This window comes from Variovorax sp. GW823-FHT04B03 (assembly GCF_058796495.1).
This window is the reverse complement of the sequence record NZ_JBXAIT010000001.1, coordinates 838,109-863,162: the sequence shown is the minus strand read 5'-3', so window position 1 is coordinate 863,162 and position 25,054 is coordinate 838,109. Positions and strand designations below refer to the sequence as shown.

The 25,054-nt window shown below is 69.2% G+C and carries 28 protein-coding genes; 12 read left to right on the top strand and 16 right to left on the bottom strand.

What is annotated here, in order from left to right; genetic code table 11:
* Positions 1-32: 32 nt before the first annotated feature.
* The gene (locus AC1RAD_RS03875; RefSeq protein WP_062477956.1) at positions 33-1,304 is read right to left on the bottom strand and encodes a multifunctional CCA addition/repair protein; all 1,272 of its coding nucleotides are present in this window, start codon (positions 1,302-1,304) and stop codon (positions 33-35) included.
* Positions 1,305-1,469: 165 nt separating this feature from the next.
* Between AC1RAD_RS03875 and AC1RAD_RS03870 the strand changes: the two genes are divergently transcribed.
* Positions 1,470-2,207, top strand: a complete 738-nt coding sequence (locus AC1RAD_RS03870; protein WP_492686266.1) for an OmpW/AlkL family protein — start codon at positions 1,470-1,472, stop codon at positions 2,205-2,207.
* 16 nt (positions 2,208-2,223) lie between these two features.
* On the opposite strand, the gene AC1RAD_RS03865 is transcribed toward AC1RAD_RS03870, so the two are convergent.
* The 3 genes from AC1RAD_RS03865 to AC1RAD_RS03855 all read right to left on the bottom strand — a co-directional run bounded on the left by AC1RAD_RS03865 (position 2,224) and on the right by AC1RAD_RS03855 (position 5,615).
* Positions 2,224-2,910: a glutathione S-transferase family protein gene (locus tag AC1RAD_RS03865; protein ID WP_159273911.1), complete on the bottom strand. Its 687-nt coding sequence runs from the start codon at positions 2,908-2,910 to the stop codon at positions 2,224-2,226.
* 109 nt (positions 2,911-3,019) lie between these two features.
* Entirely contained in the window at positions 3,020-3,583 is a 564-nt protein-coding gene (locus AC1RAD_RS03860) for an MgtC/SapB family protein (protein WP_492733986.1), read from the bottom strand.
* 1 nt (position 3,584) lies between these two features.
* Positions 3,585-5,615 carry a lytic transglycosylase domain-containing protein gene (locus AC1RAD_RS03855; protein ID WP_492733985.1) on the bottom strand — a complete coding sequence of 677 codons (2,031 nt, stop codon included), beginning with the start codon at positions 5,613-5,615 and terminating at the stop codon, positions 3,585-3,587.
* A gap of 9 nt (positions 5,616-5,624) precedes the next feature.
* Between AC1RAD_RS03855 and AC1RAD_RS03850 the strand changes: the two genes are divergently transcribed.
* A complete protein-coding gene (locus AC1RAD_RS03850; RefSeq protein ID WP_095743648.1) occupies positions 5,625-6,242 on the top strand; it encodes a 5-formyltetrahydrofolate cyclo-ligase in 618 nt (205 codons plus the stop codon).
* 6 nt (positions 6,243-6,248) lie between these two features.
* Here the strand turns inward: AC1RAD_RS03850 and AC1RAD_RS03845 are convergent, their stop codons facing one another.
* Positions 6,249-7,232 (bottom strand): LysR substrate-binding domain-containing protein, encoded by a 984-nt coding sequence (locus tag AC1RAD_RS03845; protein ID WP_062477933.1) that lies wholly within the window; start codon positions 7,230-7,232, stop codon positions 6,249-6,251.
* Between the two features lie 175 nt (positions 7,233-7,407).
* Between AC1RAD_RS03845 and AC1RAD_RS03840 the strand changes: the two genes are divergently transcribed.
* Complete coding sequence (locus tag AC1RAD_RS03840; protein WP_062477930.1) at positions 7,408-7,725, top strand: DUF2917 domain-containing protein; 318 nt, start codon at positions 7,408-7,410, stop codon at positions 7,723-7,725.
* Between the two features lie 93 nt (positions 7,726-7,818).
* Here the strand turns inward: AC1RAD_RS03840 and AC1RAD_RS03835 are convergent, their stop codons facing one another.
* Positions 7,819-8,235, bottom strand: a complete 417-nt coding sequence (locus AC1RAD_RS03835; RefSeq protein WP_492733984.1) for a BLUF domain-containing protein — start codon at positions 8,233-8,235, stop codon at positions 7,819-7,821.
* Positions 8,236-8,328: 93 nt separating this feature from the next.
* On the opposite strand from AC1RAD_RS03835, the gene AC1RAD_RS03830 reads away from it, so the two are divergent.
* Positions 8,329-9,099 carry a Crp/Fnr family transcriptional regulator gene (locus AC1RAD_RS03830; protein ID WP_174543682.1) on the top strand — a complete coding sequence of 257 codons (771 nt, stop codon included), beginning with the start codon at positions 8,329-8,331 and terminating at the stop codon, positions 9,097-9,099.
* Positions 9,100-9,113: 14 nt separating this feature from the next.
* Here the strand turns inward: AC1RAD_RS03830 and AC1RAD_RS03825 are convergent, their stop codons facing one another.
* Positions 9,114-9,962: a DUF6279 family lipoprotein gene (locus AC1RAD_RS03825; protein ID WP_492733982.1), complete on the bottom strand. Its 849-nt coding sequence runs from the start codon at positions 9,960-9,962 to the stop codon at positions 9,114-9,116.
* 49 nt (positions 9,963-10,011) lie between these two features.
* Here AC1RAD_RS03825 and glmU point away from each other — a divergent pair, with 49 nt between their 5' ends.
* Complete coding sequence (glmU, locus tag AC1RAD_RS03820; RefSeq protein ID WP_492733980.1) at positions 10,012-11,442, top strand: bifunctional UDP-N-acetylglucosamine diphosphorylase/glucosamine-1-phosphate N-acetyltransferase GlmU; 1,431 nt, start codon at positions 10,012-10,014, stop codon at positions 11,440-11,442.
* A 46-nt stretch (positions 11,443-11,488) separates the two neighbouring features.
* Here glmU and AC1RAD_RS03815 read toward each other — a convergent pair whose 3' ends face one another.
* A complete protein-coding gene (locus AC1RAD_RS03815) occupies positions 11,489-11,824 on the bottom strand; it encodes a hypothetical protein (RefSeq protein WP_492733978.1) in 336 nt (111 codons plus the stop codon).
* 172 nt (positions 11,825-11,996) lie between these two features.
* Between AC1RAD_RS03815 and AC1RAD_RS03810 the strand changes: the two genes are divergently transcribed.
* Positions 11,997-13,511 (top strand): aminotransferase-like domain-containing protein, encoded by a 1,515-nt coding sequence (locus AC1RAD_RS03810; protein ID WP_492733976.1) that lies wholly within the window; start codon positions 11,997-11,999, stop codon positions 13,509-13,511.
* Here AC1RAD_RS03810 and AC1RAD_RS03805 read toward each other — a convergent pair.
* From AC1RAD_RS03805 to AC1RAD_RS03770, 8 genes are all read right to left on the bottom strand, one after another.
* Complete coding sequence (locus AC1RAD_RS03805; RefSeq protein WP_062477915.1) at positions 13,484-14,410, bottom strand: ROK family protein; 927 nt, start codon at positions 14,408-14,410, stop codon at positions 13,484-13,486. The two genes, AC1RAD_RS03810 and AC1RAD_RS03805, sit on opposite strands and share 28 nt — an antisense overlap.
* Before the next feature lie 30 nt (positions 14,411-14,440).
* On the bottom strand, positions 14,441-14,635 hold the full coding sequence (locus AC1RAD_RS03800; protein WP_056575522.1) for a DUF2905 domain-containing protein: 195 nt from the start codon (positions 14,633-14,635) through the stop codon (positions 14,441-14,443).
* 9 nt (positions 14,636-14,644) lie between these two features.
* Positions 14,645-15,421 (bottom strand): histidinol-phosphatase, encoded by a 777-nt coding sequence (gene hisN, locus AC1RAD_RS03795; protein WP_492733974.1) that lies wholly within the window; start codon positions 15,419-15,421, stop codon positions 14,645-14,647.
* Positions 15,422-15,520: 99 nt separating this feature from the next.
* The gene (locus AC1RAD_RS03790; RefSeq protein WP_492733972.1) at positions 15,521-16,390 is read right to left on the bottom strand and encodes an ABC transporter permease; all 870 of its coding nucleotides are present in this window, start codon (positions 16,388-16,390) and stop codon (positions 15,521-15,523) included.
* Positions 16,387-17,286 (bottom strand): ABC transporter ATP-binding protein, encoded by a 900-nt coding sequence (locus AC1RAD_RS03785; RefSeq protein ID WP_492733970.1) that lies wholly within the window; start codon positions 17,284-17,286, stop codon positions 16,387-16,389. The genes AC1RAD_RS03790 and AC1RAD_RS03785 overlap by 4 nt, the downstream gene beginning before the upstream one ends.
* Positions 17,287-17,290: 4 nt before the next feature.
* Complete coding sequence (locus tag AC1RAD_RS03780) at positions 17,291-18,301, bottom strand: ABC transporter substrate-binding protein (protein ID WP_492733968.1); 1,011 nt, start codon at positions 18,299-18,301, stop codon at positions 17,291-17,293.
* A gap of 31 nt (positions 18,302-18,332) precedes the next feature.
* The gene (locus AC1RAD_RS03775) at positions 18,333-19,232 is read right to left on the bottom strand and encodes a TauD/TfdA dioxygenase family protein (protein WP_492733966.1); all 900 of its coding nucleotides are present in this window, start codon (positions 19,230-19,232) and stop codon (positions 18,333-18,335) included.
* Between the two features lie 357 nt (positions 19,233-19,589).
* On the bottom strand, positions 19,590-20,702 hold the full coding sequence (locus AC1RAD_RS03770; RefSeq protein ID WP_492733964.1) for a class I SAM-dependent methyltransferase: 1,113 nt from the start codon (positions 20,700-20,702) through the stop codon (positions 19,590-19,592).
* Positions 20,703-20,744: 42 nt separating this feature from the next.
* On the opposite strand from AC1RAD_RS03770, the gene AC1RAD_RS03765 reads away from it, so the two are divergent.
* Genes AC1RAD_RS03765 through AC1RAD_RS03740 form a run of 6 tightly spaced genes read left to right on the top strand, consistent with a single transcriptional unit; the run spans position 20,745 to position 24,986 of the window.
* Complete coding sequence (locus AC1RAD_RS03765) at positions 20,745-21,530, top strand: SDR family oxidoreductase (protein ID WP_159273900.1); 786 nt, start codon at positions 20,745-20,747, stop codon at positions 21,528-21,530.
* A 14-nt stretch (positions 21,531-21,544) separates the two neighbouring features.
* Positions 21,545-21,922, top strand: coding sequence for a dihydroneopterin aldolase (locus tag AC1RAD_RS03760; RefSeq protein WP_056576172.1), 378 nt, complete (start codon positions 21,545-21,547; stop codon positions 21,920-21,922).
* 52 nt (positions 21,923-21,974) lie between these two features.
* Entirely contained in the window at positions 21,975-22,904 is a 930-nt protein-coding gene (gene ttcA, locus AC1RAD_RS03755; RefSeq protein WP_062477895.1) for a tRNA 2-thiocytidine(32) synthetase TtcA, read from the top strand.
* A gap of 47 nt (positions 22,905-22,951) precedes the next feature.
* Positions 22,952-23,575 (top strand): DUF4136 domain-containing protein, encoded by a 624-nt coding sequence (locus AC1RAD_RS03750; protein ID WP_095743637.1) that lies wholly within the window; start codon positions 22,952-22,954, stop codon positions 23,573-23,575.
* A 22-nt stretch (positions 23,576-23,597) separates the two neighbouring features.
* Entirely contained in the window at positions 23,598-24,248 is a 651-nt protein-coding gene (locus tag AC1RAD_RS03745; RefSeq protein ID WP_492698028.1) for a histidine phosphatase family protein, read from the top strand.
* A gap of 45 nt (positions 24,249-24,293) precedes the next feature.
* Complete coding sequence (locus AC1RAD_RS03740; protein WP_492733961.1) at positions 24,294-24,986, top strand: Crp/Fnr family transcriptional regulator; 693 nt, start codon at positions 24,294-24,296, stop codon at positions 24,984-24,986.
* The last annotated feature ends 68 nt before the right edge of the window (positions 24,987-25,054 follow it).

The following is a 25,054-nucleotide window of genomic DNA, read 5'->3' as shown; positions in this document are numbered from 1 at the left end:
CCAAAGTCCCGGCGTGCGCCGATGGCGGGGATTCAGTCGGCCGTGGCCGGCAACGAGGCCTTCACCGCCGCGATGCGCGCACGGTGGATCGCCTCGCCGATGCGCGGCCCCGTGGCGCCGGCCTGCTGCGCCTCGCGCGCCACCACGTCGGTGGCCACGGCCTGGGCCGCAGCGAGCACCGCGAGCAGGCGCGGGCGTTGCGGGTAGGCCGTGTCTTCGAAGCCGAGCCGGCCGCGCGCGTCGCATTCGCAGGCCAGCAGCGCCTCGGCGAAGCGCGCCGGCTTGCGGAAGGCGTCGCAGCGCTCCAGCAGGCGCACCAGCGGCGTCGCGTCGAGCGCGCCGCTGCGGTGGATGTTGCCGTGCTCGCGCGCCACCACCTCGGCCAGCTCGCGCAGCTCCACCGGCACGCGCCAGCGTTCGCACACGGCCTGCAGCAGGTCGACGCTGCGCAGCTCGTGGTTGATGTGGCGCGGCAGCATGTCGGCGGGCGTGGTGCCCTTGCCGAGGTCGTGCATCAGGCAGGCGAAGCGCACGGGCAGCGTGGCGCCCAGCCGCGCGCTGGTGTCGAGCACCATCATCAGGTGCACGCCGGTGTCGATCTCGGGGTGGTGCTGCGCCGGCTGCGGCACGCCCCACAGCCGGTCGACCTCGGGCAGCAGCACGGCGAGCGCGCCGCAGTCGCGCAGCACCTCGAACATGCGCGAGGGGCGCGTTTCCATCAGGCCGCGCGCAAGCTCCTGCCACACGCGCTCGGGCACCAGCGCATCGACCTCGCCGGCCGCGACCATCTCGCGCATGAGCGCCATGGTTTCGGGCGCGACGGTGAAGTCGTCGAAGCGCGCGGCAAAGCGCGCCACGCGCAGGATGCGCACCGGGTCTTCACGGAAGGCGTCGGTCACGTGGCGCAGCACCTTGTCGCGCAGGTCGCGCTGGCCGTGGAAGGGATCGGCCAGGGTTTCGGGGCGAGGGTCGAAGCTGCCGTCGGCGCCCACGTGCTCGGCGGGCAGCGCGATGGCGTTGACGGTCAGGTCGCGCCGGGCGAGGTCCTGCTCCAGCGTGACGTCGGGCGCCGCATGCACGACGAAGCCTCGGTAGCCCGGCGCGCTCTTGCGCTCGGTGCGGGCCAGCGCGTACTCCTCGCGCGTGCGCGGATGCAAAAACACGGGGAAGTCGCGCCCCACGGGCAGGTAGCCGCGCGCCACCATGGCCTCGGGCGTGGCGCCCACCACCAGCCAGTCATGGTCGGAAACGGGGCGGCCCAGCAGCCGGTCGCGCAGTGCACCGCCGACGAGAAAAATGTTCATGAGTGCAGTGTAGGGATACTCTCCCTGCACAAAAAGAACGGTCGTTCGATAATCGCCGAGCGATGCGAACGACCGTTCGTAAATTCGTGTCGCGCGAAGCACCGGTCGCTGGCCGGTGCCCCCGTGCGCGGGGCTGTTTTCAACACCCAAGGAGCATTCACAGCTATGAAGAAACTCACAACAACAGCATCGTTGGCATTGGCGGCACTCGGGGTCCTGGCATCGGGCAGCGCCATGGCGCAGAACGCGGGCGACTGGGTCGTCGGCACCGGCTGGTTCCACCTGTCGCCGCAGGATTCGAGCAAGCCGCTGACCGTGACCTCGCCCGTGCACAGCGTGCTGGCCGGCTCGGGCGCGAGCGTCACCAACTCGGACACGCTGGGCCTGAACGTCGCGTACTTCATCGACCCCCACTGGGCCGTCGAGGGCGTGCTCGGCGTGCCGCCCAAGTTCAAGCTCAACGGCAGCGGCACGCTGGCGCGCGTGGGCGAACTCGGCCAGGCCCGCCAGTGGAGCCCGACCGTGCTGGCCAAGTACTACTTCAACGAAGGCAACGACGCCTTCCGTCCGTTCGTGGGCCTGGGCGCCACCTACGTCTGGTACAGCGACGTGAAGCTCACGTCGAACCTGCAGGGCGCGCTGGCCAGCCAGTTTCACGTGCGTCCGTCTTCGGTGAACACCACGGCCAAGCTCGACAGCTCGTTCGCGCCCGTGCTCAACGCCGGCGTGGCCTACCAGTTCGACAAGCACTGGGGCGTGTCGTTCTCGGTGTCCTACATCCCGCTGAAGACCAAGGCCAAGCTCACCACGACCAGCATCACCGGCCTGCCGGTGGCGCGCAGCGAGGCGAGCCTGAAGCTGAACCCGATCGTCACCTACCTGGCGGCGACGTACCGGTTCTGATGAGGTCCGGCGGGCCTCAGTCGCGCGAAGTGCGGTAAGGCTCGTCGAAAGCCACGAAGGTTTTTTCAGCCAGGGCGCCGTCGATCCAAGCGGCGACGCCCGGCAGGGCCGCCACGCGCGCGATGTACGCGTCGATGGCCGGCGGCACCGGCAGGCCGTAGCCTCGGATGCGCATGCCCACCGGCGCGAAGAAGGCGTCGGCGATGGTGAAGGCGCCGAACAACATCGGGCCGCCGTGCGTCTCGAGCAGCTCGGTCCACATCTGCACGATGCGGTCGAGGTCTTCCTGCACGCCGGGCTGCTCGGCCAGGAGCCGCGCCCCCACCTCGGGCAGCGAGGCCTCGATGTTCATCGGGCAGTTGCCGCGCAGGTTGGTGAAACCCGAGTGCATTTCGGCGCAGATGCTGCGCGCGCGGGCCCGCTCGGCCACGCCCTGGGGCCACAGCTGCTTCTCGGGGAAGCGCTCGGCCAGGTACTCGGCGATGGCCAGCGTGTCCCAGATGGCCAGGTCGCCGTCGACCAGCACCGGCACCTTGGCCACGGGGTTGATGGCGCCGATCACGTGCTTGAACTGCGAGGTGGCGTCGAACGAATCGAAGCGCACCATCACCTCCTCGAAGGGAATGCCGGCCTGCGTCATGAGCACCCAGGGGCGCATGGACCACGACGAGTAATTCTTGTTGCCGATGTAGAGCTTGGACATCTGTCAGGGTCTCCGGGTCAGTGCGGGAATGCGGGGCAAAGCCGTCGATGCTAGCCGGGCGGCGCGCTGCGATTGATGACGAAGGCGGCGCGAATTGATGCGGGCCGCTTCAGCGTTCGCCGTCCTGGCGAGATTCGGGCGGGACGATCACGCGCGGGCCGGAGGCGTCCGTGTTCGCGGCAGGCTTCACGACGCGCTCGATCAGGCCCACGAGGCGCGGCACCAGCGACAGCACCGCGAGCGCCAGCAGCGCGCTGAACACGGCCGTGACCTCGCGGCCGAGCCCGCAGGCCATGCCGATGGCGGCCGTCATCCACAGGCCAGCGGCGGTGGTGAGGCCCTGCACGTGGGATTCGTCCTTGCCCTGCTTGAGGATGGTGCCGGCGCACAGGAAACCCACACCGGCCACCAGCCCCTGGATCACGCGGCTCATGTCGGCCGGCACGATGCCGGTCTGCTGCGGAATCAGCACGAACAGCGCCGAGCCGATGGCCACCAGCATGTGCGTGCGCACGCCGGCCGCCTTGCCCTGCTGCTCGCGCTCGAAGCCGAGCAGGAAACCCAGCACGGCTGCCAAGAGCAGCCGCACCGAGATGCGCGTGAGCTGCGCGACGTCGCCCGCGTCCGAGAATTCGGACGCGACGGTGTCGAGCACCTCGTCGCGCCAGCTCATGTCAGGGCAGGTCCTTGTTGGGCTCGGGCTCGTTGGCGTTGCGCGGGCCCACGCGGCCCAGGCGCTCCTTCAGCGACTGCGGCTTGCCGCTGATGATGGCGGCGTAGTTGGTGGTGTTGGCCAGCACCTTCTTCACGTAGTCGCGCGTCTCGTTGAAGGGCACGTTCTCGGCCCAGATGGCCGCGTCGATCACCGGGCCGTTGCGCCAGTTGCGCGGGCGGCCCGGGCCGGCGTTGTAGGCCGCGGCGGCCAGCGCCATCGAACCGTCGAAGTCGTCGAGCGCGAGCTTCAGGTAGTTGGTGCCGATGGTGATGTTGGTCTCGCGGTCGTTGATCTGACCGGGCGTGAAGTCGGTCAGGCCGATCTTGCGGGCGGTCCAGCGCGCGGTGGCGGGCATGACCTGCATCAGGCCCGAGGCACCGACGCCCGAGCGCGCGTCCATGATGAAGCGGCTTTCCTGGCGGATCAGGCCGTAGACGTAGGCCGGGTCCAGGCCGATGTCCTGGCTCTTGCGCAGCACCGTGTCGTGGAAGGGCATGGGAAAGCGCTGCTCGACGTCGATCACGCCCTTGGTGCGCTCGCTGGTGTTGATGCAACGGTCCCACACCTCGCGCTGGCAGGCCAGGTCGGCGGCGGCCAGCAGGGCGCGGTCGTCCATGCCGCCCTTGTCGTGCAGGTTGGTGGCGTAGTTCCACTCGCGCGTGCCTTCGGAGCGCAGGCCCATGCCGATGGCCTGCAAGCCGCGCTGCAGGCCCGGGTTGGTGCGCGCGGCGTTCTTTTCCTCGGGCGTGAGCGGCGCGGGCCGCGTGGCCGCCACGACGCGCTGGCCCAGCTCTTCGAGCGCCAGCATTTCATAGAAGCCGCGCGTGCCGGCGATGCTGGTGTACAGCTCGCGGGCCTGGGCGCGGCGCTCGTCGCCACCGGCGCTGCTCAGCGCACGGGCTTTCCAGTAGACCCAGGTCGGGTCCTGCTGGGCGGCGTCGCTCATGGCGTTGATGGCGGGCGCGACGTCCTTCCACTGGCTGGCGCGCAGTGCGGCGCGCACGCGCCAGCCGAGCATGTCGTCGGACAGGTCGCTGTTCTTCGTGACGTTGCCGAAATAGCTCACGGCCATCGGCGAGAGCTTGTTCGCGGCCGCGCGGCCGATGGTGCCCCAGACCCAGTTGCGCTCTTCGGCGGAGAGCATCGGGCCCCACTTGCCGTCGAGCTGCGCGGCGCCCTGGTCGGGGTCGGCGACCGCGATCTTGATGAGCGCGAGCACCACCAGTTCCTTGCGCGACTTGGCGGCCACGAAGGCGCGGCCCGTGAGGAACTTGGCGGCGCTGGCATTCACCTCTTCGAACAGCGGCAGCGCATCGGGTGCGGCGATGGTGACGGCGCCACGCGCGGCGGCGGGCCGGTTGGCCTCGATGGCCAGGCGCGCCTTCTTCCAGGCGTCGTTGGTCGTCATCAGGCGGGCCGCGACCATGCGGTCGGCGGCGGTGAGGCAGCCGTCGTCGCTGTCCTTCTGCGCGAACCAGTTGCGGCGCACCTCGTCGGCCTGCGCCTGCGTGGCCGTGCCAGTGCGCAGCGTGTCGACCAGCACCGCGTAGCAGCGCACCTGGGCGTCGTCGCCCATGCGGAAGCCGGCGATGTTGGAGGCGAAGCCGTCCCAGTCGCGGCGCTGGCCGAGCAGCAGCAGCCAGTCGTTGCGCAGGCGGTCTTCCTGGTAGGTGTTGGGGTAGCGCGCGTAGAAGTCCTGCACCTCGTTGGGCGCGGCCTCCTGCAGGCGGGCCTTGAGCTCCCAGTAGGCGGCCCAGGGTTCGAGTGCATGGCCGCGCGCTTGCGGCAGCAAGGCCGTGAGGCGGGCCTTGTCGCCGCGCTGGAAGGCCTGCTTCATCTGGACCAGCACGTCGTCGTTGGTGTTGTTCTGCGCGGCGGCGGGCTGTTGCGACAGCAGCGCGGCGAGTGCGAGAACGGCGGAAAAAACCAGGGCGGGCGCGCCGCGACGCTGACGAGCGCGCGCGGATGCCAAAATGCTTGGGAACTGCATCGGGGGATTATGGACAAGTCAAAGGATGCCGACACCTCGGCCACGGCGAGTTTTCTGAAGGGTCAACTGCGAAAGGCACTCATCGAGCAACGCCTGGCGCTGCCCGACCGCCTCGCGCGGGCCGACCTGTTGCAGCGGGTGATGCGGATCTGGCTGGTCGGCCGGCCCGACACCGTGATCGGCGCCTACTGGCCGATCAAGGGCGAGTTCGACCCGCTGCCCGCACTGCATCGCTGGAAGGAAGACGGCGAACTCATGGAAGAAACGCAGCGCCGCCGCATCGGACTGCCGGTGATCGACAAAGTTCACAAGACGCTCACCTTCCATGCCTGGTACCCGGGCTGCCAGATGGAAGAAGACGCCTACGGCATTCCCAAGCCCAAAGACACCGAGCTGATCGTGCCGACCCTGCTGTTCGTGCCCTGCGTGGGCTACAGCGCCGGCGGCTACCGGCTGGGCTACGGCGGCGGCTTCTACGACCGCACGCTGGCAGCGCTCGAGCCCCGGCCGTTCACCGTGGGGCTGGGCTTCACGAACGGCTTCCTCGAAGACTTCGAGCCCGAGGCGCACGACCTGCCCCTGGACGCCATACTGAACGACAACGGCGTGGTCTGGCCGACCTCCTGAGCCGGCTCAGTCGAGGTTGTCGACGGTGTCGGGGTCGGGCACCTCGCCGATCGTCTGGCGCGTGGTGACGGCCTGCGCCTCCAGCCAGTCGGAAAAGGCCTTGATCTCGGGCCGCAGCGCATTGCGCGGCCCCGAGATGAGCCAGTAGGCCATCGGTGAATCCAGCCGGTGCTGCGGCAGCACCTCGATCAGGTCGCCGTTGGCCAGGCTTTCGGCAATGAGCGAACTGCGCGCCAGCACCAGGCCCTGGCCCGTGAGCGCGGCCTGCACCATCTGGTACGCATAGTTGAAATAGAGCCAGCGCTTGGGCTGCGCGCGCTCCAGCCCGTTCACTTCGAACCAGCGCCGCCACGTGAGCCATTCCAGGTGGGTGCGGTGCGCGTCGCCCGCCTCGATCAGCGTGAAGCGGGCGATGTCGGCCGGCGTCTTGATCGGCGGGTTGCTCTTGATGAGCCACGGGCTCGCCACCGGCGTCAGCGTTTCGCCGAACAGCCGCACGGCGCCGGGCGGCATGCCTTCGGGTGGGCCGTAGCGCAGCGCGATGTCCACGTCGGCCACGTCGAGGTCGACCGCGATGTCGCTGGCGTCGATGCGGATGTCGATCTCGGGGTTGTCGCGCTGGAAGGCCTCCAGCCGCGGAATCAGCCACATCGAGGCGAACGAGGCAAAGGTGGTGAGCGCCACGCTCTTGCGCCCGGCGCTCTGGCGGATCTGCCGCACCGCCATGTCGATGCGCGGCAGCGCCTGCTGCACCGACAACAGCAGCTGCGCCCCGGCGCTGGTCAGCTCGACCGCCCGCGTGTGGCGCAGGAACAGCGACACGCCCACTTCCTCTTCGAGCGACTGGATCTGCCGGCTCACGGCCGACTGGGTGAGCGCCATTTCCTCGGCCGCGGCGCGGAAATTGAGGTGCCGCGCGACCGCCTCGAAGGCCCGCAGGTGCCCCGCCGAAATGGGGCGGGAGCGCAGGTGGGTTTGCGAATGTTGCATGGGTATGACTTTGGTGTGCGTTCCCGGCGGCCGGCCGATTGATGCGGGAATCGCATCAGTAGGCTACCTCGTTTTCATTGGACCTCCAAGGCCGCAAAAACGATCATTCATTCCCGAACTGCGCCAACCTCTCTGTCTGTCAAAGGCGCTTCGGATCAGCCAAGGAGTCCTCATCATGTCCACCGCCGTCTGCACCAACGAATCGCTCGCTTCCCTGTCCCGTTCCACCCGCACCGCGGCCATTCCGCCAGCCGTGCGCCGTGGCGCCTGGCAGATTGCGCCCGGCGAGGCGATGAGCCTGAAGGCGCGGTCGGCGAGCGTGCTGCGCGTCAAGCAGGGCCGCGTGTGGGTCACGCCCGACGCCACCGCCCATGGCCCCAGCGAAGACATCGTGCTGGCCCCGGGCGAATCGCTCACCGTGGCCGCCGGCCAGCGTATCGTCATGGAAGCCTGGGATGGCTACGGTGCCACCTACGTGTGGGACCCGGTCTGACCGACCGCCTGCACTCCCGGCTCTTCTGAACAAAGGCGGCTTCGGCCGCCTTTTTCTTTGCCCGTCGTTTTCAGTTTTCCGTCAATCAGCCGGTCAGGTGCTGATGTCGAAGCTGGCGCGCAGCGCCAGGAAGTGCGCCAGCGCCGCCTCGCCGCGCAGGGCCCGCAGGCCCGAGACCGGGTCCGGCCCTTCGCATTCGGCCAGGCCCATCGCAAACCCGCTGTAGCGCCGGGCGGCCAGCGAGCCGTCGTGGACCACCACGAGCGCCACGTGGCGCGGATCGCGCTGCAGCCGCGCCATCAGAGCCTGCACCGCCTCGCGCGGCCCCTCGAAATGCTGGCAGAAGCACTGGCCGTCGAACACCAGCAGGCCGGAGATGCCGTCCTCGGCGTTGCGCGCGCGGGCCTGGGTGACGATCGCGCCCACGGTGGCGGGCGGCAGGTCGGGGGCGAGCAGGCTGCAATAGAGGAATTCGTACAGGAGTTCTGCAGAGGCTTGTTCTGGTGTCATGCGGTGCAAGAAGGGGACATCGTTTCGAGTCTAGGGGGCCATCCTGCACCCCGAAATGTCAAAAGACATAGCCCCGCCAGCCTATAGTGCGGCGTGAAGTTCGAGGACTACCCCGTTGCCGCCTCCCCGCCGCAGGGTGCGAACCCCTGCGAACACTGCGCGCTGCGGCGTCTGGAGGCCTTCCTGCCGGTGACGGCGCAGCAGCTGGAGGCGATCCAGTCCTTTCGCAGCGGCACCCGGCGCGTCGAGGCGGGCGGCACCATCGTCGACGAGCACCGCGCCAGTCCGCAGCTGTTCACGCTCTACGCAGGCTGGGCCTTCCGCTACAAGACCCTGAGCGACGGCCGGCGGCAGATCCTGGGTTTTCTGCTGCCCGGCGACTTCATCGGCCTGCAGGACGAGTTTGCCGACGGCCAGACCCACGGCGTCGAGGCCGTGACCGACGCCACGCTGTGCGCCTTCGCCCGCGAGCGGCTGTGGGCGCTGTTCCAGACCCAGCCCCGGCTCGGCTACGACATCACCTGGCTGGCGGCGCGCGAGGAAAAGCTGGTGGACGACCACCTCGTCACCGCCGGGCGCCGCAACGCCGGCGAGCGCGTGGCCATGCTGCTCATGCACCTGTACCGCCGCGCCCAGCGCGTGGGCATGGTGCGCGACGGCTGGGTGGAGTTTCCGTTCAACCAGCAGCACATCGCCGACGCGTTGGGGCTGTCGCTGGTGCACACCAACAAGACGATGCGGCGCTTGCAGCGCCTGGGCCTGTACAAGCTCGACGGCGGCTGGCTGCGCATCCTGGAGCCGCACGCGCTCGAAACGCTGGGCGACTACTTCGAGCGCCCCATGCGGCCGGTGCCGATGATCTGAAGGCGCCGCCTGCCTCAGCGCGCGGCCACCAGCTGCCGCAGGTCGCCCTGATAGGCCTGCAGCCGCCGCACCGCCTGCTCGCGCTGCGTGGCGCTGGTGGTGTTGTGCAGCGCCGCCAGGTTGCGGCAGCCTTCCTGCAGCAGCGCCTGCTGCTGGTCGCGCCAGGGGCCGGGCGGCGGATCGGCGATGCGCTGGATGTAGGCATGCAGCGCGGCGCGGGCCTCGGCCGGCGAGGCCCGCGGGCCGCCGTTGCTGCCCAGGAAGCCGCGCAGCAGCACCAGCGCCTCCTGCTGGCGCTGGCGCCGCTCCTCGTACGCCAGCTTCGGGCTGAACACCGACTGCGCCACCTGCTGGCGCAGCAACGCGCGCTGCTCGGTCGTGAGGCGGCCGTAGAAGTCTTCCTGACGCTCGAGGAACTGGTCGTAGCGTTTGTCCTGCACCTGCGCGGGGCTGCGGTCGAGCCAGTCCTTGCGGTAGTCGGTGTTGTTCTTCGCGTACTTGCGTTCGAGCTGCTGCAGTTGCGCGTCGCTCAGGCTCAGCGCCAGTTCGGCGCTGGCGGCCTCGGCGCGCTCGGTGACGGCGAGCAGGCGCTCGCGCACGCGATCGGCCAGCTGGCAGGCCTGGGCCGGCGTCACCTCGGCGCTCGCCAGGCCCTGGGCCTCCTGCAGCAGGCCGATGATGCGCGGCAGCTCGTTCTGGCGGTGCCAGGCCAGCAGTTGGGCGAGCTCGTCGCGCACCTTGGGGGTCTGGGCACCGTCGAAGTCGAAGTAGCCGTCGAGCCACCAGTAGCTCAGCTCGGGCAGGTTGTTGTAGGCGAGCTTGACCGCGCTGCAAGCCCCCAGGGCAGCGGCCAACAGCAGCACACCGATAATTCGGGCCAGTCCAGCACAACGAATCCGGGAAGAAAAGCGCATGAATCAGACTCCGCAGCAGAGCAACCAGGGACCGGTCGACGTCGTCATCATGGCGGCCGGCAAGGGCACGCGCATGAAGAGCAAGCTGCCCAAAGTGTTGCATCGTTTGGCCGGCCGCGCCTTGCTGGCCCACGTGACCGACACCGCCGCGCGCATCGGCGCGCGCCATGTCGTGGTCGTGACGGGCCACGGCGCCGAGCAGGTCGAGGCCGCGATCAAGGCCACCGCCGTGAACGCCGCCGCGCTCGGCTTCGCGCGCCAGGAGCCCCAGTTGGGCACCGGCCATGCCGTGCAGCAGGCCACGCCGCAGCTGCCGGACGACGGCACCGTGGTGATCCTGTCGGGCGACGTGCCACTCATCGCCGAGGACACGCTGCGCACCCTCATCGCTGCCAGCGGCGGCGAGCGGCTCGCGCTGCTGACCATCGAACTCGACGACCCCACGGGCTACGGCCGCATCATCCGCACCCGCGCCGGTGGCGAGGTGACGGCCATCGTCGAGCACAAGGACGCCACCGAGGCGCAGCGCGCCGTGCGCGAGATCAACAGCGGCGTGATGGCCGCGCCCGCGCGGCTGCTCAAGGGCTGGCTCGCGCGCCTGGACAACAAGAACACCCAGGGCGAGTACTACCTGACCGACATCGTGAAGTTCGCGGCCGACGACCGCGTGCCGGTGGTGGCGCATGTCACGACCGACGCGCTGCAGGTGGCGGGCATCAACAGCCCGGCCCAGCTCGCGGCCCTGGAACGCGCCTGGCAGCTGCGCCAGGCCAACGCGCTGATGGAACAGGGCGTGCGCCTGGCCGATCCGGCGCGCTTCGACCTGCGCGGCACGCTGAGCTGCGGCGCCGACGTCGACATCGACGTCAACTGCGTGTTCGAAGGCACGGTGTCGCTGGGCGAAGGCGTTCGCATCGGCGCCAACTGCGTCATTGCCAACGCGCGCATCGAGGCCGGCGCGGTGATCCATCCCTTCACCCACATCGACGGCGAGAAGGCCGGCGTGACGGTGGGCACGGGCGCGCTGGTCGGCCCCTTTGCGCGGCTGCGGCCCGGTGCCCAGCTGGGCGCCGAGGTGCACATCGGCAACTTCGTCGAGGTCAAGAACTCCACGCTGGCGGCAGGCGCCAAGGCCAACCACCTGGCCTACCTGGGCGACGCCACGGTGGGCGAGCGCGTGAACTACGGCGCGGGCAGCATCACGGCCAACTACGACGGCGCCAACAAGCACCGCACCGTGATCGAGGCCGACGTGCACGTGGGCAGCAACTGCGTGCTCGTGGCGCCCGTGACCATCGGCGCGGGCGGCACCATCGGCGGCGGCTCGACGGTGAACAAGTCGACCGAGCCGGGCGCGCTGACCGTGGCGCGCGGCAAGCAGGTCAGCTTCGCCAACTGGAAGCGGCCGCAGAAGTTGCCGAAGAACTGACGGCGGCTTCGGGCTCTGGTTCGGGGCAGGCGCCCTGCCCCGGACCTCACCAGCCCGTCAGCAGGCGCACGAAGCGCATCACCGGCCGCGCCGCCACCGGCGCCGTGGCCCGGGCCGTGCGCTGGGGCGCATGCACCCGCAGGTGCACCGCCGTCACCGCCGACACCTCGATCCACCCGCCCTGCGGCACGCAGTGCATGTCGCCCTCGCCGAGCAGCGTCTCGGTCATGAACACCGTCTCGCCCAGCCAGCCCGGCGGCGACACCACGCGGGCGCGGCCCTCGGCCAGCTGCAGCCAGGCGCCCGCGTCGACGGCGGTGCGCAGCGACTGGCCGGGTTCGAGGACGATGGAACCGGGGGCTTCGGACAGGGTGGTGATCATGGCGGACCTCGGGTGGATGTGGGCTTCATCGTAGGAATTCCGCCGCCCGAAAAACAGGCACACCCGACGGCTATTGCGACCGGAACAGCCGGGCCGCCACGCCATCTGTTATGGTCTTTTTCCCAGTCAACTGCATCTGTTTTCGGATGCCCGATGCGGGGAACATCGACCCATGGACTCGCTACCGCTCTACCGCCAGCTCGCGGCGCACTACGTCGACGCGATCCACGCCGGTTCGCTCAAGGCCGGCGACAAGCTCCCCTCGCTGCGCAGCCTGATGCGGCTGCACGACATCAGCCTCTCGACCGCGCTGCAGGTGTGCCGCGCCATGGAAAGCGAAGGCTGGGTCGAGGCGCGCGACCGCTCGGGCTACTTCGTGCGCCGCCCGCAGCGCCTGGCCATCGCGGCCATGGAAGAGCCCGTGTCCGGCCTGCCGCCCGACCCGGCGCAGTTCGTCAACATGCGTACGCGCATGGCCAACTTCATGGCGCGCGGACGCCTCAACGACGTGAAGCTCAACTTCGCGATCTCGCGCGCCGCCCCCGAGCTCTACCCGGCCGAGGCGCTGCGCAACGCGATGACGCGCGCGCTGCGCCAGCGCCCCGAGCTGCTGACCACCGCCTCCTCGCAAAAAGGCCACGAGCAGTTCCGCCAGGTGGTGGCCCAGCGCAACCTGCGCGTGGGCATGACGGTGGCGCCCGACGACGTGCTGGTCACCAACGGCTGCATCGAGGCGCTGAACCTCGCGCTGCGCGCCATCGCCAAGCCCGGCGACACCGTGGCGGTCGAATCGCCCACCTTCTACGGCCTGCTGCAGGTGCTCGAGAGCCTGGGCCTGCGCGGGCTGGAGATTCCGACCAGCCCGCAGACCGGCATCTCGCTCGAAGCGCTCGACCTGGCCATCCACACCTACGACGACATCAAGGCCGTGGTGGTGGTGCCGCACCTGCAGAACCCCATCGGCAGCGTGATGCCCGATGCCCACAAGCAGCGGCTGGTGCAGCTGTGCGAAAGCCACGGCATCGCGCTGGTCGAGGACGACACCTACAGCGACCTGGTGGAGACCGAGGTGCCGCCGCGCGCCATCAAGTCCTGGGACCGCACGGGCAACGTCGTGTATTGCGCCTCGCTGCACAAGGTGCTGGCGCCGGGCCTGCGGCTGGGCTGGATCACGGCCGGGCGCTGGCACGCGCAGGTCGAAATGCTCAAGTACGCGCAGACGCGCAACAACGAGGCGCTGGCGCAGATCGCCGCGGGCGAGATCATTGCCAGCGGCGGCTACGACCGCCACCTGCGCCGCCTGCGCGAACGCCTGCACACGCAGCGCGACCAGACGGCCGACGCCATCGCCCGCTACTTCCCGGCCGGCACGCGGCTGAACCTGCCGCGCGGCGGCTTCCAGCTGTGGGTGGAATTGCCCGAGCGGCTGTCGTCGGTGGCGGTGTTCGAGGCCGCCCTGCGCGAGCACATGCTGGTGGCGCCGGGCGCGCAGTTCTCGAACGCCTCGCGCTTCGACCATTACTTGCGCATCAACTGCGGCTGGCCCTTCAGCGAAGCGGTCGATGCGGGGCTGAGGCGGCTCGGACGGATCGTCGAGGAAGGCTGCGCGGCGCAGAAGCACCCGCCGGCGACGGGGGTGCGGGCGCCGCGCGCGGCGGCTCAGTCCAGCAGCGCCAGGGCCGCGTAGTCGCCCACCTTGTCGCCGAGCCCGGCGGGCACCAGCAGCACGCCGCGCGTGAGCGGCGGCAGCTTGCCGTCGACCTGCGCCTGCAGCCGCGGCAGCACGAAATCGCGGTGGTGCCAGAACACGCTGCCGCCCAGGCTGATGCGCTGCAGGTCGAGCGTGATGACCAGGTTGTAGAGCATGCGGCCGATCACGCGGCACAGCGCGTCGGCCTTCTCGAGGGCCGCGGCGTCACCGGCCGCGGCGGCCGTGAACAGATCGGCCGCGGGCTGGCCGAAGCGGTGCGCGATCGAATTGCCGCCCGCCAGCGCTTCCACGTCGCCCAGGTTGCCGCAGCCGCACAGCGCGCCGCTGTCGTCGTCGACCACGAAGCTGTGGCCCGCATGGCCGGCGTTGCCGTTCTTGCCGCGCAGCGCCTTGCCGTCGACGCACAGGCCCACGCCCACGCCGGTGCTCCAGGTCGCGTAGGCACAGTTGTCGAGCCCCTTCAGCGCGCCCCAGTGGCGCTCGGCCTCGAGCGCGGCCACGGCGTCGTTCTCGACGCGCACGCGGGCGAAGCGGCGCGCCAGCGGCGCCTCGACGATGGCCGTCATCCAGTTGTTGGGCAGCCCGCGCGAGGGGCCGGCAATGCCGCCGCAGATGTTGGGCGTGGCCAGCTCGACCATGCCGTCGTGCAGTTCGAAGGGCCCGGTCGACGACACGCCCACGCGGTCGATGCTCGCCGGGTCGATGCCCTGCTCGGCGCAAACCTCGTCGATGAGCCGCAGGATCTGCACCGCCACGGCGTCGTTGCTGCCGGTCTTGGCGGTGGGCTCGCTGCGGCGGCCGATCAGCGGCGCGTCGCTCGAAGCGGAAAGGCTCACGGCGACCTTGGTGCCGCCGATGTCTACGCAGGCTCTCATTGCGGGGTTCTCTTCTTTCTCAGGCGTTTCTCAGAGCAGCCGCGCGACCAGCGCCGCGATCATGCTGAGCACCACCGTGCTCGCGATCGGCAGCTGCCAGTCGCGGCCGAAGGCGCGAAACTCGAAATCGCCGGGCAGCCGTCCGAAGCCGAAGCGGCGCAGCCAGGCGGTCAGGCCGCTCATGAGCACCAGCGCCAGGACGACGACGATCAGCCAGCGGAACATGCCGACAGTCTAGGCGGCCAGTACAGCCAGGGCCTGTCGGTGAAGTTCGGGTGTGGCCGCCGCAATCACGCGCTGGTCGGGATTCAGCCCCAGCGGCCGGCCCTCCCAGTCGGTGACGACGCCGCCCGCGGCCTCGATCAGGCCCGCCGGGCCCAGGAAGTCGTAGGGCTGCAGGCCGGTCTCGACCACGAGGTCGATGGTGCCGCCCGCGAGTTGCGCGTAGCCGTAGCAGTCGCCGCCGAAGCGGCGCATCGCGCACTGGCGGCTCAGGCGGTCGAAGGCGCTCCAGTCGGCCGGCGAGAAGATGTCGGGCGAGGTGGTCACGATACGGGCCTTGGCGATCTCGGTGCAGCCGCTCACGCGCACGGGCTGGCCGTCGCGCGTGGCGCCCTTGCCCGTTTCGCCCACCCAGCGCTCCTTGAGCACCGGCATGTCGACCATGCCCAGCACCACGCGACCGCCCTGCAGCACGCCGATGAGCGTGCCCCACAGCGGCGAGCCGGTGATGAAGCTGCGCGTGCCGTCGATCGGGTCGAGCACCCAGATGCGGTCAGCATCGAGCCGCTCGGGGCCGTGCTCTTCGCCGAAGATGCCGTCGGTGGGCACGCGCGCGCCGAGGATCTCGCGCATGGCTGTCTCGGCGGCGCGGTCGGCCAGCGTGACCGGGCTTTCGTCGGCCTTGGTGATGATGTCCAGCGGCGTGCGGAAGTAGCGCATCGACTGGGCGGCGGCGGCATCGGCCAGCGCACCGGCGATCGCGGAAAGGTCGGGGGCGGAAGAGCTCATGGGAAGGAGAACGCGTGCCAAAAGCTGCGATTAGACCCGAGCCCGCAGCCCTTGCGCCATCGCCGGGGCATTCGTCCGCCCGGCCCCTTCACCTGTTGGCTACCGCTGCTGGCCCCAGCGCCGCACGGTGAGCCGCTCCAGCGTGCGAAAGCCCAGGCTTTCCACCAGCAGGCCGATCAGCACCACCAGCGCGAGGCCCGCGAACACGCGGTCGGTGTACAGCTCGTTGCGGTTCTGGAAGATGTACCAGCCCAGCCCGCCCTTGCCCGACGAAGCGCCGAACACCAGCTCGGCCGCGATCAGCGTGCGCCACGCAAAGGCCCAGCCGATCTTCAGCCCTGACAGGATCGACGGCAGCGCGGCCGGCACCAGGATATGCAGCACGTAGCGCAGCCCCTTCAGCCCGTAGTTGCGCCCCGCCATGCGCAGCGTCTCGGGCACGCCCTGGAAGCCCGCGTAGGTGTTGAGCGCCAGCGGCCACAGCACCGAATGGATCAGCACGAACACCAGGCTGCCGCGCCCGAGCCCGAACCACAGCAGCGCCAGCGGCAGCAGCGCGATCGCGGGCAGCGGGTTGAACATCGAGGTCAGCGTGTCCAGCAGGTCGCGCCCGATGCGCGTGGACACCGCCAGCGTGGTGAGCCCGAAGGCCAGCAGCACGCCCGCGAGGTAGCCCTGCAGCAGCACGGCCAGCGAGATGCGCACCTTCTCGACCAGCTCCCCGCTGGCCAGCCCTTCGATCAATGCACGGGCGGTGGCGGTGAAGGTGGGCAGCAGCAGGTCGTTGTCCTGCCAGCGCGCCGCCAGCTCCCACAGCACGGCGATGACGGCGAGGATCAGCCCCTTGCGCAGCCAGGTGTGCGAGGCTAGGCGCGTGGCCAGCGGCAGCGCGCGCTCCACCGGCAGTTCTGTGAAGGGCTCGAGCGTGCGTTCGTACTCGGGGCGGATGGGTGGCGTCAGGGTGCTCATGGGGTGCCCTGTTCTTCCTCGAACAGCATGTCGTGGATGCGCCGCGCCGTCGCCTGAAAATCCGCACCGCCCAGGCTGTCCAGCGAGTAACCGTGGCTGTTGAACTCGGCACGCATGCGCCCCGGATGCGGCGACAGCAGCGCCACGCGGTTGCCCACCACCAGCGCCTCTTCGATCGAGTGCGTGACGAACAGCAGCGTGAAGCGCACCTCGTCCCACAGTTCGAGCAGCTCCTGCTGCATGCGGCGGCGCGTGAGCGCGTCCAGCGCGGCGAAGGGCTCGTCCATCAGCAGCACGCGCGGCTGCATCGCCAGCGCACGCGCAATCGCCACGCGCTGCTTCATGCCGCCCGAGAGCTGGTGCGGGTGCACGTCGGCGAATTTCGAGAGGCCCACCTTGTCCAGGTAGTGCAGCGCGCGCTCGGCCGCTTCCTTGCGCCCCAGCGTGCGCGAGGCGAGCAGCGGGAACATCACGTTCTGCTTCACCGTCTTCCACGGCGGCAGCTGATCGAACTCCTGGAACACGACGATGCGGTCGGGGCCCGGCTGCGTCACGCGCCGGCCGTCGAGCCGAATCTCGCCCTCGACCGGCGGGATGAACCCGGCCACGGCCTTGAGCAGCGTGGACTTGCCGCAGCCCGAGGGCCCGAGCAGCACGAAGCGGTCGGCGGCATGCACGTCGAAGCTCACGCGGTGCGTGGCGCGCACCACGCGCTCGGGCGTGCGGTACTCGAGGCTGACGCCCTCGACCTGCAGCAGCGCCTCGTGCACGTACGGCGGTGCCGCGTCGCCCGTGGCCACCACGCCGCGCCGTCGGGCCGACCGCTGCGGCGCCGCCGTGCCGCCAAGGAAGGCCGCGGCGGGCGGTCCTGCCAGGCGCTCGAGCCGGGACAGCATCGCGTCAGTTCCCGGAGGCCGTGTGCGCGTCGTCGAAGAAATAGTCCTTCACCGACGCCGGCTTGTTCTTGATCGCGCCCACGCGGTGCATGAACTCCGCGAACACGTAGGTGTTCTGCGGCGCGGTCTTGAACTGCACCTCGGGGTTCTTGATGATCTTCAGCAGCAGCTCGCGGTCGAGCTTGGCGTTGCTCACCTTCAGGTAGATGTCGGCCGCCTTCTCGGGATTGGCCGTGACGAACTTCGCCGCCTCGTCGAGCGCGTCGACGAACGCCTTGTAGGTCTTGGGGTTCTCGTTGCGGAATTTCTCGGTGGCGTACAGCACCGTGGCCGACGACGGCCCGCCCAGCACCTGGTACGAGTTCAGCACGATGCGCGCGTTCGGGTTGCCCGCGAGCTCCTGCTCCTGGAACGGCGGGTTGCCGAAGTGCCCCGTGATCTCCGTGCCGCCCTTGATGATCGCCGCCGCCGCATCGGGGTGCGGCAGCGCCACGCTGATCTTGTCGAGCTTGTTGAACTCCTTGTCGCCCCACAGCTTGGCCGACGCGATCTGCAGCACCCGCGACTGCACCGACACGCCCACGGCGGGCAGCGCGATGCGGTCCTTGTCCGTGAAGTCGGCGATCGACTTCACGTTCGGGTTGTTGCTCACCAGGTAGTACGGGAAGTTGCCCAACGAGGCCACGCCCTTCACGTTCTGCTTGCCCTTGGTGCGGTCCCACAGCGTGAGCAGCGGCCCCACGCCCGCACCCGCGATCTCGATGTTGCCCGACAGCAGCGCGTCGTTCACCGCCGAGCCACCCGAGAGCTTGACCCACTCCACCTTCGCATCGACCCCTGCGGCCTTCGCGTGCTTCTCGATCAGCTTCTGCTCCTGCGCCACGTTGAGCAGCAGGTAGACGATGCCGAACTGCTCGGCGATGCGGATCTGCCCTTCGGCATGCGCGGCCAGGCTGCCGGCGAGAAGGCCGAGGCCGGTGACGAGCGCGACGGCGCGGCGGGTGAAGCGGTTCATTGGAAAGTCCGGAAAAGAGAAAAGGAAGAAATCAGAACGGCGTGCCGCCCACGATGGTGGTGCGGTTGAGCCGGCGGCGCAGGTGGTCGGGCGTGCCTGCCGCGAGGTGCATCAGCGAGCGGTTGTCCCAGAACACCAGGTCGTGCGGCGCCCACGTGTGGCGGTACACGAACTCGGGCTTCACGCTGTGCGCGAACAGCTCGGCCAGCAGCGCGTCGCTCTCGCCTTGCGGCAGGCCGACGATGCGTGTCGTGAAGTGCTCGCTGACGAACAGCGCCTTGCGCCCCGTCTCCGGGTGCGTTCGCACCACGGGCTGCACGGCGGGTGCGACCTGGTCGATCTGCGCTTGAGACAACTTGGGACGCCACGGATTCTTCGCACGCAACTCCTCGTACTTCGCGAGGTAGCTGTGCTCCGCCTTCAGCGGCAGGATGCGCTGCTGCAGCTCGGCAGGCAGCGCCTCCCACGCCAGGTGCTGGTCGGCGAACAGCGTGTCGCCGCCTTCGCTCGGCAGCTCCTGCGCGTGCAGCAGCGAGCCCAGGCTGGGATTGGGCTTGTACGAAATGTCGGAGTGCCAGTACACGCCCGCGTCGCCGAGACCGATCGGCTCGCCGTTCTCCTTGATGTTCGAGACGATCAGGATCTCGGGGTGGTTCTTCAGCTGGAACTGGTGCAGCACGTGGATCTCGAGCGGCCCGAAGCGGCGGCTGAAGTCGATGTGCTGTGCGGGCGTGATGCGCTGGTCGCGAAAGACCAGCACGTGATGGTCCAGGTGCGCGCGGTGGATGCGTTGGAAGTCGGCGGCGTTGATCGGCTCAGCGATGTCGAGCCCAACGATCTCCGCACCGACAGGCGCATCGAAAGGCAGCACCTCGAAGTGCTGCTCGGGCGCCTCTGCGGCGGGGGTAGCGCGGGAAAGAACGGCAGTCATGCCGCGAATGTAGAAGCGCGCCCTCCGTTCCCCAACGAAGTCTTTGTTGCTTGCTTATGACCAACTCTTTCCGTTGAAAGCACAAGCCCCGGGCCGAGCGAAGCGACGGCCCGCCCGGCATCCAAGCCCCTCTGGCTGCGCCGAGGAGCGCAGCGTTTCGCGGATCAGGGCTCGCCCTTGTTTGAGCGAAGCGAGTTTGGGCGAGACCCCGCGAAACGCGAGCACCGCAGGTTGCCCGCAGCGAAGCGGAGGGACGCAGACAGTGGGGTCGCCTTTTCTTTGCTTACTTTCTTTTGGCGAAGCAAAAGAAAGTGAGTCCGCCGCCGGGCGGAACTCCCGGCCCCGGGAAGCAACCCCTCAGAGGGTGTGACTCCGATCCCCTTCAGAGAACCCAACGGCGTCCCAAGGTTCACCGACAGCAAACCCCACCACCTTGAACAACTCCCCCATCTCATGCTCATGAATCAACCGAGCCGCCATCCCCCGCTGCGCCACAGTCCCCCGCTCCATCCGCCCCAAGATCCCGCAGTTCAAAAGAAACCGCGCCTGGCTCGTATAGCCAAGAACAGCAAGCCCCGCCTCCTGCCCCGCCACAGCAATCCCCGTGAAGTCCACATGCGCCGTGATGTCCTTGTACCCCACCTCCGAAAGAGGATCGCCATCCGCCTGATGCCCCCGATGGCACATCACCGTCCCCATGTGCCGTTGCGGGTGGTAGTACTCGCCCTCGGGAAATCCATAGTCGATGAGAAAAGCCGCGCCCTTCTCAAGCCGATCCGCCAGCGTCGCAATAAAAGCCTGAGCCTGCGGATGCACCTCCGTGAGGTAGTCATGCACCCCAGGCACCTCGACCGGCGGCCGCAACTCGGTAGCCCGGTCCGCCCACGTCCACCCATCCCCCGCCGGATTGCGCACCACCCCCCGCTCGAACCAAGCCCCCTTCACCCGTGCCAGCAGTTGTACCGGCATCGCATCGAGCACTTCATTGCCGACCACCACGCCCTGCATGGACTCAGGCAGCTCCCCAAGCCATTCAACCCGCCCCGCATACCCCGCCAGCGCCTGCTGCTGCCGCTCGCGCAAGGTGCCCGACAGGTCGACGATGCGGTAGCGCACGTCGCTGCGCCCCATCTCGCCCAGCGCATGCAGCAGCTGCACCGCCAGCGCCCCCGAGCCCGCGCCGAATTCCCACACCGTGTCGGTGCCGGTCTTCTCCAGCGCCTCGAGCACCTGCACCGCGAGCGTGTGGCCGAACATCGGCGTCAGCTCGGGCGCGGTCACGAAGTCGCTGCCGGACGAGGGCATGTGGCCGAACTTGGCCGAGGTGTTGGCGTAGTAGCCCAGCCCCGGCGCATACAGGGCCAGGGCCATGAAGCGGTCGAAGCCGATCCATCCGCCCGCGCGCTCGACGGAGCGGGCAATCAGATGGTCGAGGGCGATGGGTAAACTGTTTGTCGTTGGCGTCGTCACGGCGCCATTGTCCTCTTCCTGTCTTCTGTCTTCTTCCTCCGAATGAGCGCCATCCCACCCTCCTCCCCCGATCGCCGCCGCACCGTCCTCGTCACGGGCGCGGGCCGCCGGCTGGGCCGCGAGATCGCGCTGGCGCTCGCCGCGGGCGGCTGGCAGGTGGCGGTGCACTACCGCAGTTCGCGCGCCGAGGCCGAGCAGACCGTGGCCGACTGCGCCGCGCGCTCGGGCGACTCCGCGCTGTTCGAGGCCGATCTGGCCGACGAGCAGGCCACGCGCGCCCTGCTGCCGCGCGTGGCGGCGCGCTTTCGTGCCGTGGATGCCGTGGTGCACAGCGCCGCCCTCTTCGAGCACGACGACGCCGCCAGCTTCAGCTACGCGCTCATGGAGCGCCACGCGCGCAGCAACACCGGCGCGGCCATCCTGCTGGCGCAGGCGCTGCACGACCACCTGGCCCGGCGCGACGCGCAGGGCGGCGCCGTGGTGCACCTGCTCGACCAGAAGCTGTGGAACCCGAACCCCGACTTCCTGAGCTACACGCTTTCCAAGGCCGCGCTCGAAGCCGCCACCCCCATGCTCGCGCTGGCGCTCGCGCCGCGCGTGCGCGTGGTGGGCGTGGCACCCGGCCTCACGCTGGCGAGCCACATGCTCGATGACGACAAGTTCGCGCAGCTGCACAAGCTGTCGCCGCTGGGCCGCTCGTCCACGCCGGACGACGTGACCGCCACCGTGAAGTTCGCGCTGGAGAACAGCTCGATCACCGGCACCACGCTGCTCGTCGACGGCGGCCAGCACCTCATGAAATTCGAGCGCGACTTCTCGCTCATGTGACGAGCACCACCACCATGTCCACGAACACACCGCACGGCCACCAGACACTCACCCTCCAGGGCCTGCGCTTCGACGCCAACCTGGGCATCCTCGAGCAGGAAAAGACCGCGCCGCAGCCGATCCTGGTGGACGCCGAACTCAACCTCGGCCCGCAGCCGCTGCTGCCGCAGGACGACGACATCTTCCACGTGCTGGACTACCGCAAGGTGCGCCGCATCATCATCGACGAGTGCACTGCCGAGCACGTCAACCTGCTCGAAAGCCTGATCGGCAAGCTCGCGCAGCGCCTGCTGCAACTGCCCGGCGTGCGGGGCGTGCGCGTGAAGATCGCCAAGCTCGAAATCTTCGACGACTGCGAAGTCGCCATCCGCATCGAAGCCGGGGAATGGTGATCCAAGGCAAAATCGGGGGTCTTTCCCCTGATTTGCCCGAAGTAGCCCCCCAATGAACGCCGTCTGGATCGACGATACGCCCGAAGCCGGTGCGCCCTCCAACTCGCTGAAGATCGAACGCGAGACGCACAAGCTCGAGAAGCGCCTGTGCCGCCAGGTCGGCCAGGCCATCGTCGACTACAACATGATCGAAGAGGGCGACAAGGTCATGGTGTGCGTCTCGGGCGGCAAGGACAGCTACGCGCTGCTCGACATCCTGCTCAAGATGAAGGCGCGCGCGCCCATCCACTTCGACATCGTCGCGGTCAACCTCGACCAGAAGCAGCCCGGCTTTCCCGAAGAGGTGCTGCCCAAGTACCTGAGCGAGCTCGGCGTGGCCTTCCACATCGAGAACCAGGACACCTACAGCATCGTCAAGCGCGTCATTCCCGAGGGCAAGACCACCTGCGGCCTGTGCAGCCGGCTGCGCCGCGGCATCCTGTACCGCGTGGCCGACGAGCTGGGCGCCACCAAGGTCGCGCTGGGCCACCACCGCGACGACATGCTGCAGACCTTCTTCCTCAACATGTTCTTCGGCGGCAAGCTCAAGAGCATGCCGCCCAAGCTGGTGAGCGACGACGGCAAGCACATCGTGATCCGCCCGCTGGCCTACGTGGCCGAAAAAGACACGGTGCGCTGGGCGCAGCACCGCGAGTTCCCGATCATTCCCTGCACGCTGTGCGGCAGCCAGGAGAACCTGCAGCGCAAGCAGGTCGGCGAGATGCTGCGCGAGTGGGACAAGAAGTACCCCGGCCGCGTGGAAAACATGTTCACCGCGCTGCAGAACGTCGTGCCTTCGCACCTGCTGGACGGAACGCTGCACGACTTCCAGGGTCTGAAGGCGACGGGCGTGGCCGACGAGAACGGCGACAAGGCCTTCGACACGCCCGCTTTCGACCTGCTCTCCCAGGCACCCTCCGCCCTGCGCATCGTCCAGGGCTGACTCGGGCAACCCAGGGGACTTTGAGGGCCTAAGGCCCGGAGACCCTTATGTATCGTGCGTTTTCAGCTCTATTTTTGGTAGCAACCCTGAGCGGCTGCGCCACCTCCTGGGTGGTCGACAGCAACGTCAAGAGCTTTGCCACGCCGGGCACGACCGTGCCGCCCGGCGCCACCTACCGCTTCGAGCGCCTGCCTTCGCAGCAGGCCGACACGGCGCGCCAGGAAGGCCTGGAGGCCATGGCCGCGGCCGCGCTCGACAAGGTCGGCCTGCGCCGCGACGACACAAGGCCGCAGTACACGGCGCAGATCGGCGCGCGCGTCACGGCGGCGCTGTCGCCCTGGGCCGATCCGTGGCTGTACGGGCCCGGCCCCTGGGGCTACGGCTATGGCGGCTACTACGGCCACCGCTGGTATGGCAGCGGCTGGTACGGCGGCCCGATGTTCACGCCGCCGGCCAACCCCTGGTACCAGCGCGAGGTGAGCCTCGTGCTGCGCGAGGCGGGCGGCAGCCACCGCGTGGTGTACGAGACCCGCGCGCGCAACGACGGCCCCTACAGCTCGAGCGCGGCGATCCTGCCGGTGATGTTCGAGGCCGCGCTGCAGGGCTTTCCGAACCCGCCGCCGGGCGAGCGCCGCGTGAACATCGAGCTCACGCCGGCTGCCAAGAAATGACGCACTTCTAGAATTCGGACGGATGGAAGCCAATCTCACCCGCCTGATCGCCGTGCGCCACGGCGAAACCGCCTGGAACGTCGACACCCGCATCCAGGGCCACCTCGACATCGGCCTCAATGCCACCGGCCTCTGGCAGGCGCAGCGCGCCGGACAGGCGCTGGCCGACGAGCCGATCGCGGCGGTCTATGCCAGCGACCTCTCGCGCGCCTGGCAGACCGCCCAGGCCATCGCCGAGCCCCACGGCCTCGCCGTGCAGCCCGACCTGGGCCTGCGTGAGCGCGCCTTCGGCCGCTTCGAGGGCATGAGCTTCGCCGAAATCGAGGCCACGCTGCCCGAGGACGCCCGCCGCTGGCGCGAGCGCGACCCCGAGTTCGAGCCCGAAGGCGGCGGCGAGAGCCTGCTGACCTTTCGCGACCGCGTGACCGGCACCGCCTCGGCCATCGCCGCGCGCCACCCGGGTCAGCTGGTGGTGCTGGTGGCCCACGGCGGCGTGATGGACGTGCTCTACCGCGCCGCCACGCGCCAGGAGCTGCAGGCGCCGCGCACCTGGCAGCTCGGCAACGCGGCCATCAACCGCATGCTGTGGACGCCCGAAGGCTTCAGCCTCGTCGGCTGGAGCGACATCGCGCACCTCGCGACGGACGCGCCGCTAGACGAGACCACGACCTAGTGGGGTGAGCCGCTTGCCTCTCTTCGCCCCGGGCAAGACGCTCCCATGAAAAGAACGAATCCCACGCCCTCGGCCTACGCCAGCTGGGACGCCTCCCAGTCGCTGTCCGCGCCGTGGATCGACGCCACGCACCTGGGAAGCTTCGTCACCCTGGACGCCGGCGACACCATTGCGCGCGAAGGCGAACGGCACGACTACTTCTATCTCTTGCGGTCGGGCTTCGTGCACTCCACGATCCACCGAAGCAACGGCGCGGAGTTCCTGCTCGAGATCTTCGGGCCGGGCGCGATCTTCGGCGAAGGCCCGGCGTTTGCCGACAGCCCCCGGCCGACGACGACCCGGGCGGTCGCGCCGGCCGTTCTCAGCCGCTACCGCCCCGCGGATGTCGCGCAGCAGTTTTCGGCGTTGCCCGAGCTCGCGACCTCGTTGATCCAGCTGCTCGGCTTCAAGAACCACATGATCGTTGCCAAGCTCGCCGGCGTGGCCTCGGCGGCGCCCAAGGAGCGGGTCATCGACTTGCTGCTGCGGGTGGCACGCCCGCCATCGGCGCAGGCACCGAAACAACTCACCGTGGATCTGACGCACGAGCAGATCGGCGCCATGACGGCCCTGAGCCGCGTCACGGTCACGCGCACGTTGAATGCGCTGGCGAGAGAAGGGCTCATTGAAACGCGGGCCCGGCAGGTCGGCATCCCGAATGCGCCGGCCCTGCATCGTTTCCGCGACGCGACACCGTAAGGAAAAAGCCCGCTTCCTGTATCGCTGGATACCGTCGACACCCTCTCCCCCTCGCGATCATTCATCCC

Bases quoted from the DNA above. Each gene is read 5' to 3' on its own strand.
- ttcA (WP_062477895.1), top strand. From the start codon at position 21,975: ATGAACGCCGTCTGGATCGACGATACGCCCGAAGCCGGTGCGCCCTCC.
- AC1RAD_RS03860 (WP_492733986.1), bottom strand. From the start codon at position 3,583: ATGAGCTGGCGCGACGAGGTGCTCGACACCGTCGCGTCCGAATTCTCG.
- AC1RAD_RS03780 (WP_492733968.1), bottom strand. From the start codon at position 18,301: ATGAACCGCTTCACCCGCCGCGCCGTCGCGCTCGTCACCGGCCTCGGC.
- AC1RAD_RS03835 (WP_492733984.1), bottom strand. From the start codon at position 8,235: ATGACACCAGAACAAGCCTCTGCAGAACTCCTGTACGAATTCCTCTAT.
- AC1RAD_RS03855 (WP_492733985.1), bottom strand. From the start codon at position 5,615: ATGCAGTTCCCAAGCATTTTGGCATCCGCGCGCGCTCGTCAGCGTCGC.
- AC1RAD_RS03750 (WP_095743637.1), top strand. From the start codon at position 22,952: ATGTATCGTGCGTTTTCAGCTCTATTTTTGGTAGCAACCCTGAGCGGC.
- AC1RAD_RS03740 (WP_492733961.1), top strand. From the start codon at position 24,294: ATGAAAAGAACGAATCCCACGCCCTCGGCCTACGCCAGCTGGGACGCC.
- AC1RAD_RS03840 (WP_062477930.1), top strand. From the start codon at position 7,408: ATGTCCACCGCCGTCTGCACCAACGAATCGCTCGCTTCCCTGTCCCGT.
- AC1RAD_RS03800 (WP_056575522.1), bottom strand. From the start codon at position 14,635: ATGTTCCGCTGGCTGATCGTCGTCGTCCTGGCGCTGGTGCTCATGAGC.
- AC1RAD_RS03845 (WP_062477933.1), bottom strand. From the start codon at position 7,232: ATGCAACATTCGCAAACCCACCTGCGCTCCCGCCCCATTTCGGCGGGG.
- AC1RAD_RS03810 (WP_492733976.1), top strand. From the start codon at position 11,997: ATGGACTCGCTACCGCTCTACCGCCAGCTCGCGGCGCACTACGTCGAC.
- AC1RAD_RS03785 (WP_492733970.1), bottom strand. From the start codon at position 17,286: ATGCTGTCCCGGCTCGAGCGCCTGGCAGGACCGCCCGCCGCGGCCTTC.
- AC1RAD_RS03815 (WP_492733978.1), bottom strand. From the start codon at position 11,824: ATGATCACCACCCTGTCCGAAGCCCCCGGTTCCATCGTCCTCGAACCC.
- AC1RAD_RS03790 (WP_492733972.1), bottom strand. From the start codon at position 16,390: ATGAGCACCCTGACGCCACCCATCCGCCCCGAGTACGAACGCACGCTC.
- AC1RAD_RS03775 (WP_492733966.1), bottom strand. From the start codon at position 19,232: ATGACTGCCGTTCTTTCCCGCGCTACCCCCGCCGCAGAGGCGCCCGAG.
- AC1RAD_RS03875 (WP_062477956.1), bottom strand. From the start codon at position 1,304: ATGAACATTTTTCTCGTCGGCGGTGCACTGCGCGACCGGCTGCTGGGC.
- AC1RAD_RS03745 (WP_492698028.1), top strand. From the start codon at position 23,598: ATGGAAGCCAATCTCACCCGCCTGATCGCCGTGCGCCACGGCGAAACC.
- glmU (WP_492733980.1), top strand. From the start codon at position 10,012: ATGAATCAGACTCCGCAGCAGAGCAACCAGGGACCGGTCGACGTCGTC.
- AC1RAD_RS03850 (WP_095743648.1), top strand. From the start codon at position 5,625: ATGGACAAGTCAAAGGATGCCGACACCTCGGCCACGGCGAGTTTTCTG.
- hisN (WP_492733974.1), bottom strand. From the start codon at position 15,421: ATGAGCTCTTCCGCCCCCGACCTTTCCGCGATCGCCGGTGCGCTGGCC.
- AC1RAD_RS03870 (WP_492686266.1), top strand. From the start codon at position 1,470: ATGAAGAAACTCACAACAACAGCATCGTTGGCATTGGCGGCACTCGGG.
- AC1RAD_RS03805 (WP_062477915.1), bottom strand. From the start codon at position 14,410: ATGAGAGCCTGCGTAGACATCGGCGGCACCAAGGTCGCCGTGAGCCTT.
- AC1RAD_RS03765 (WP_159273900.1), top strand. From the start codon at position 20,745: ATGAGCGCCATCCCACCCTCCTCCCCCGATCGCCGCCGCACCGTCCTC.
- AC1RAD_RS03865 (WP_159273911.1), bottom strand. From the start codon at position 2,910: ATGTCCAAGCTCTACATCGGCAACAAGAATTACTCGTCGTGGTCCATG.
- AC1RAD_RS03760 (WP_056576172.1), top strand. From the start codon at position 21,545: ATGTCCACGAACACACCGCACGGCCACCAGACACTCACCCTCCAGGGC.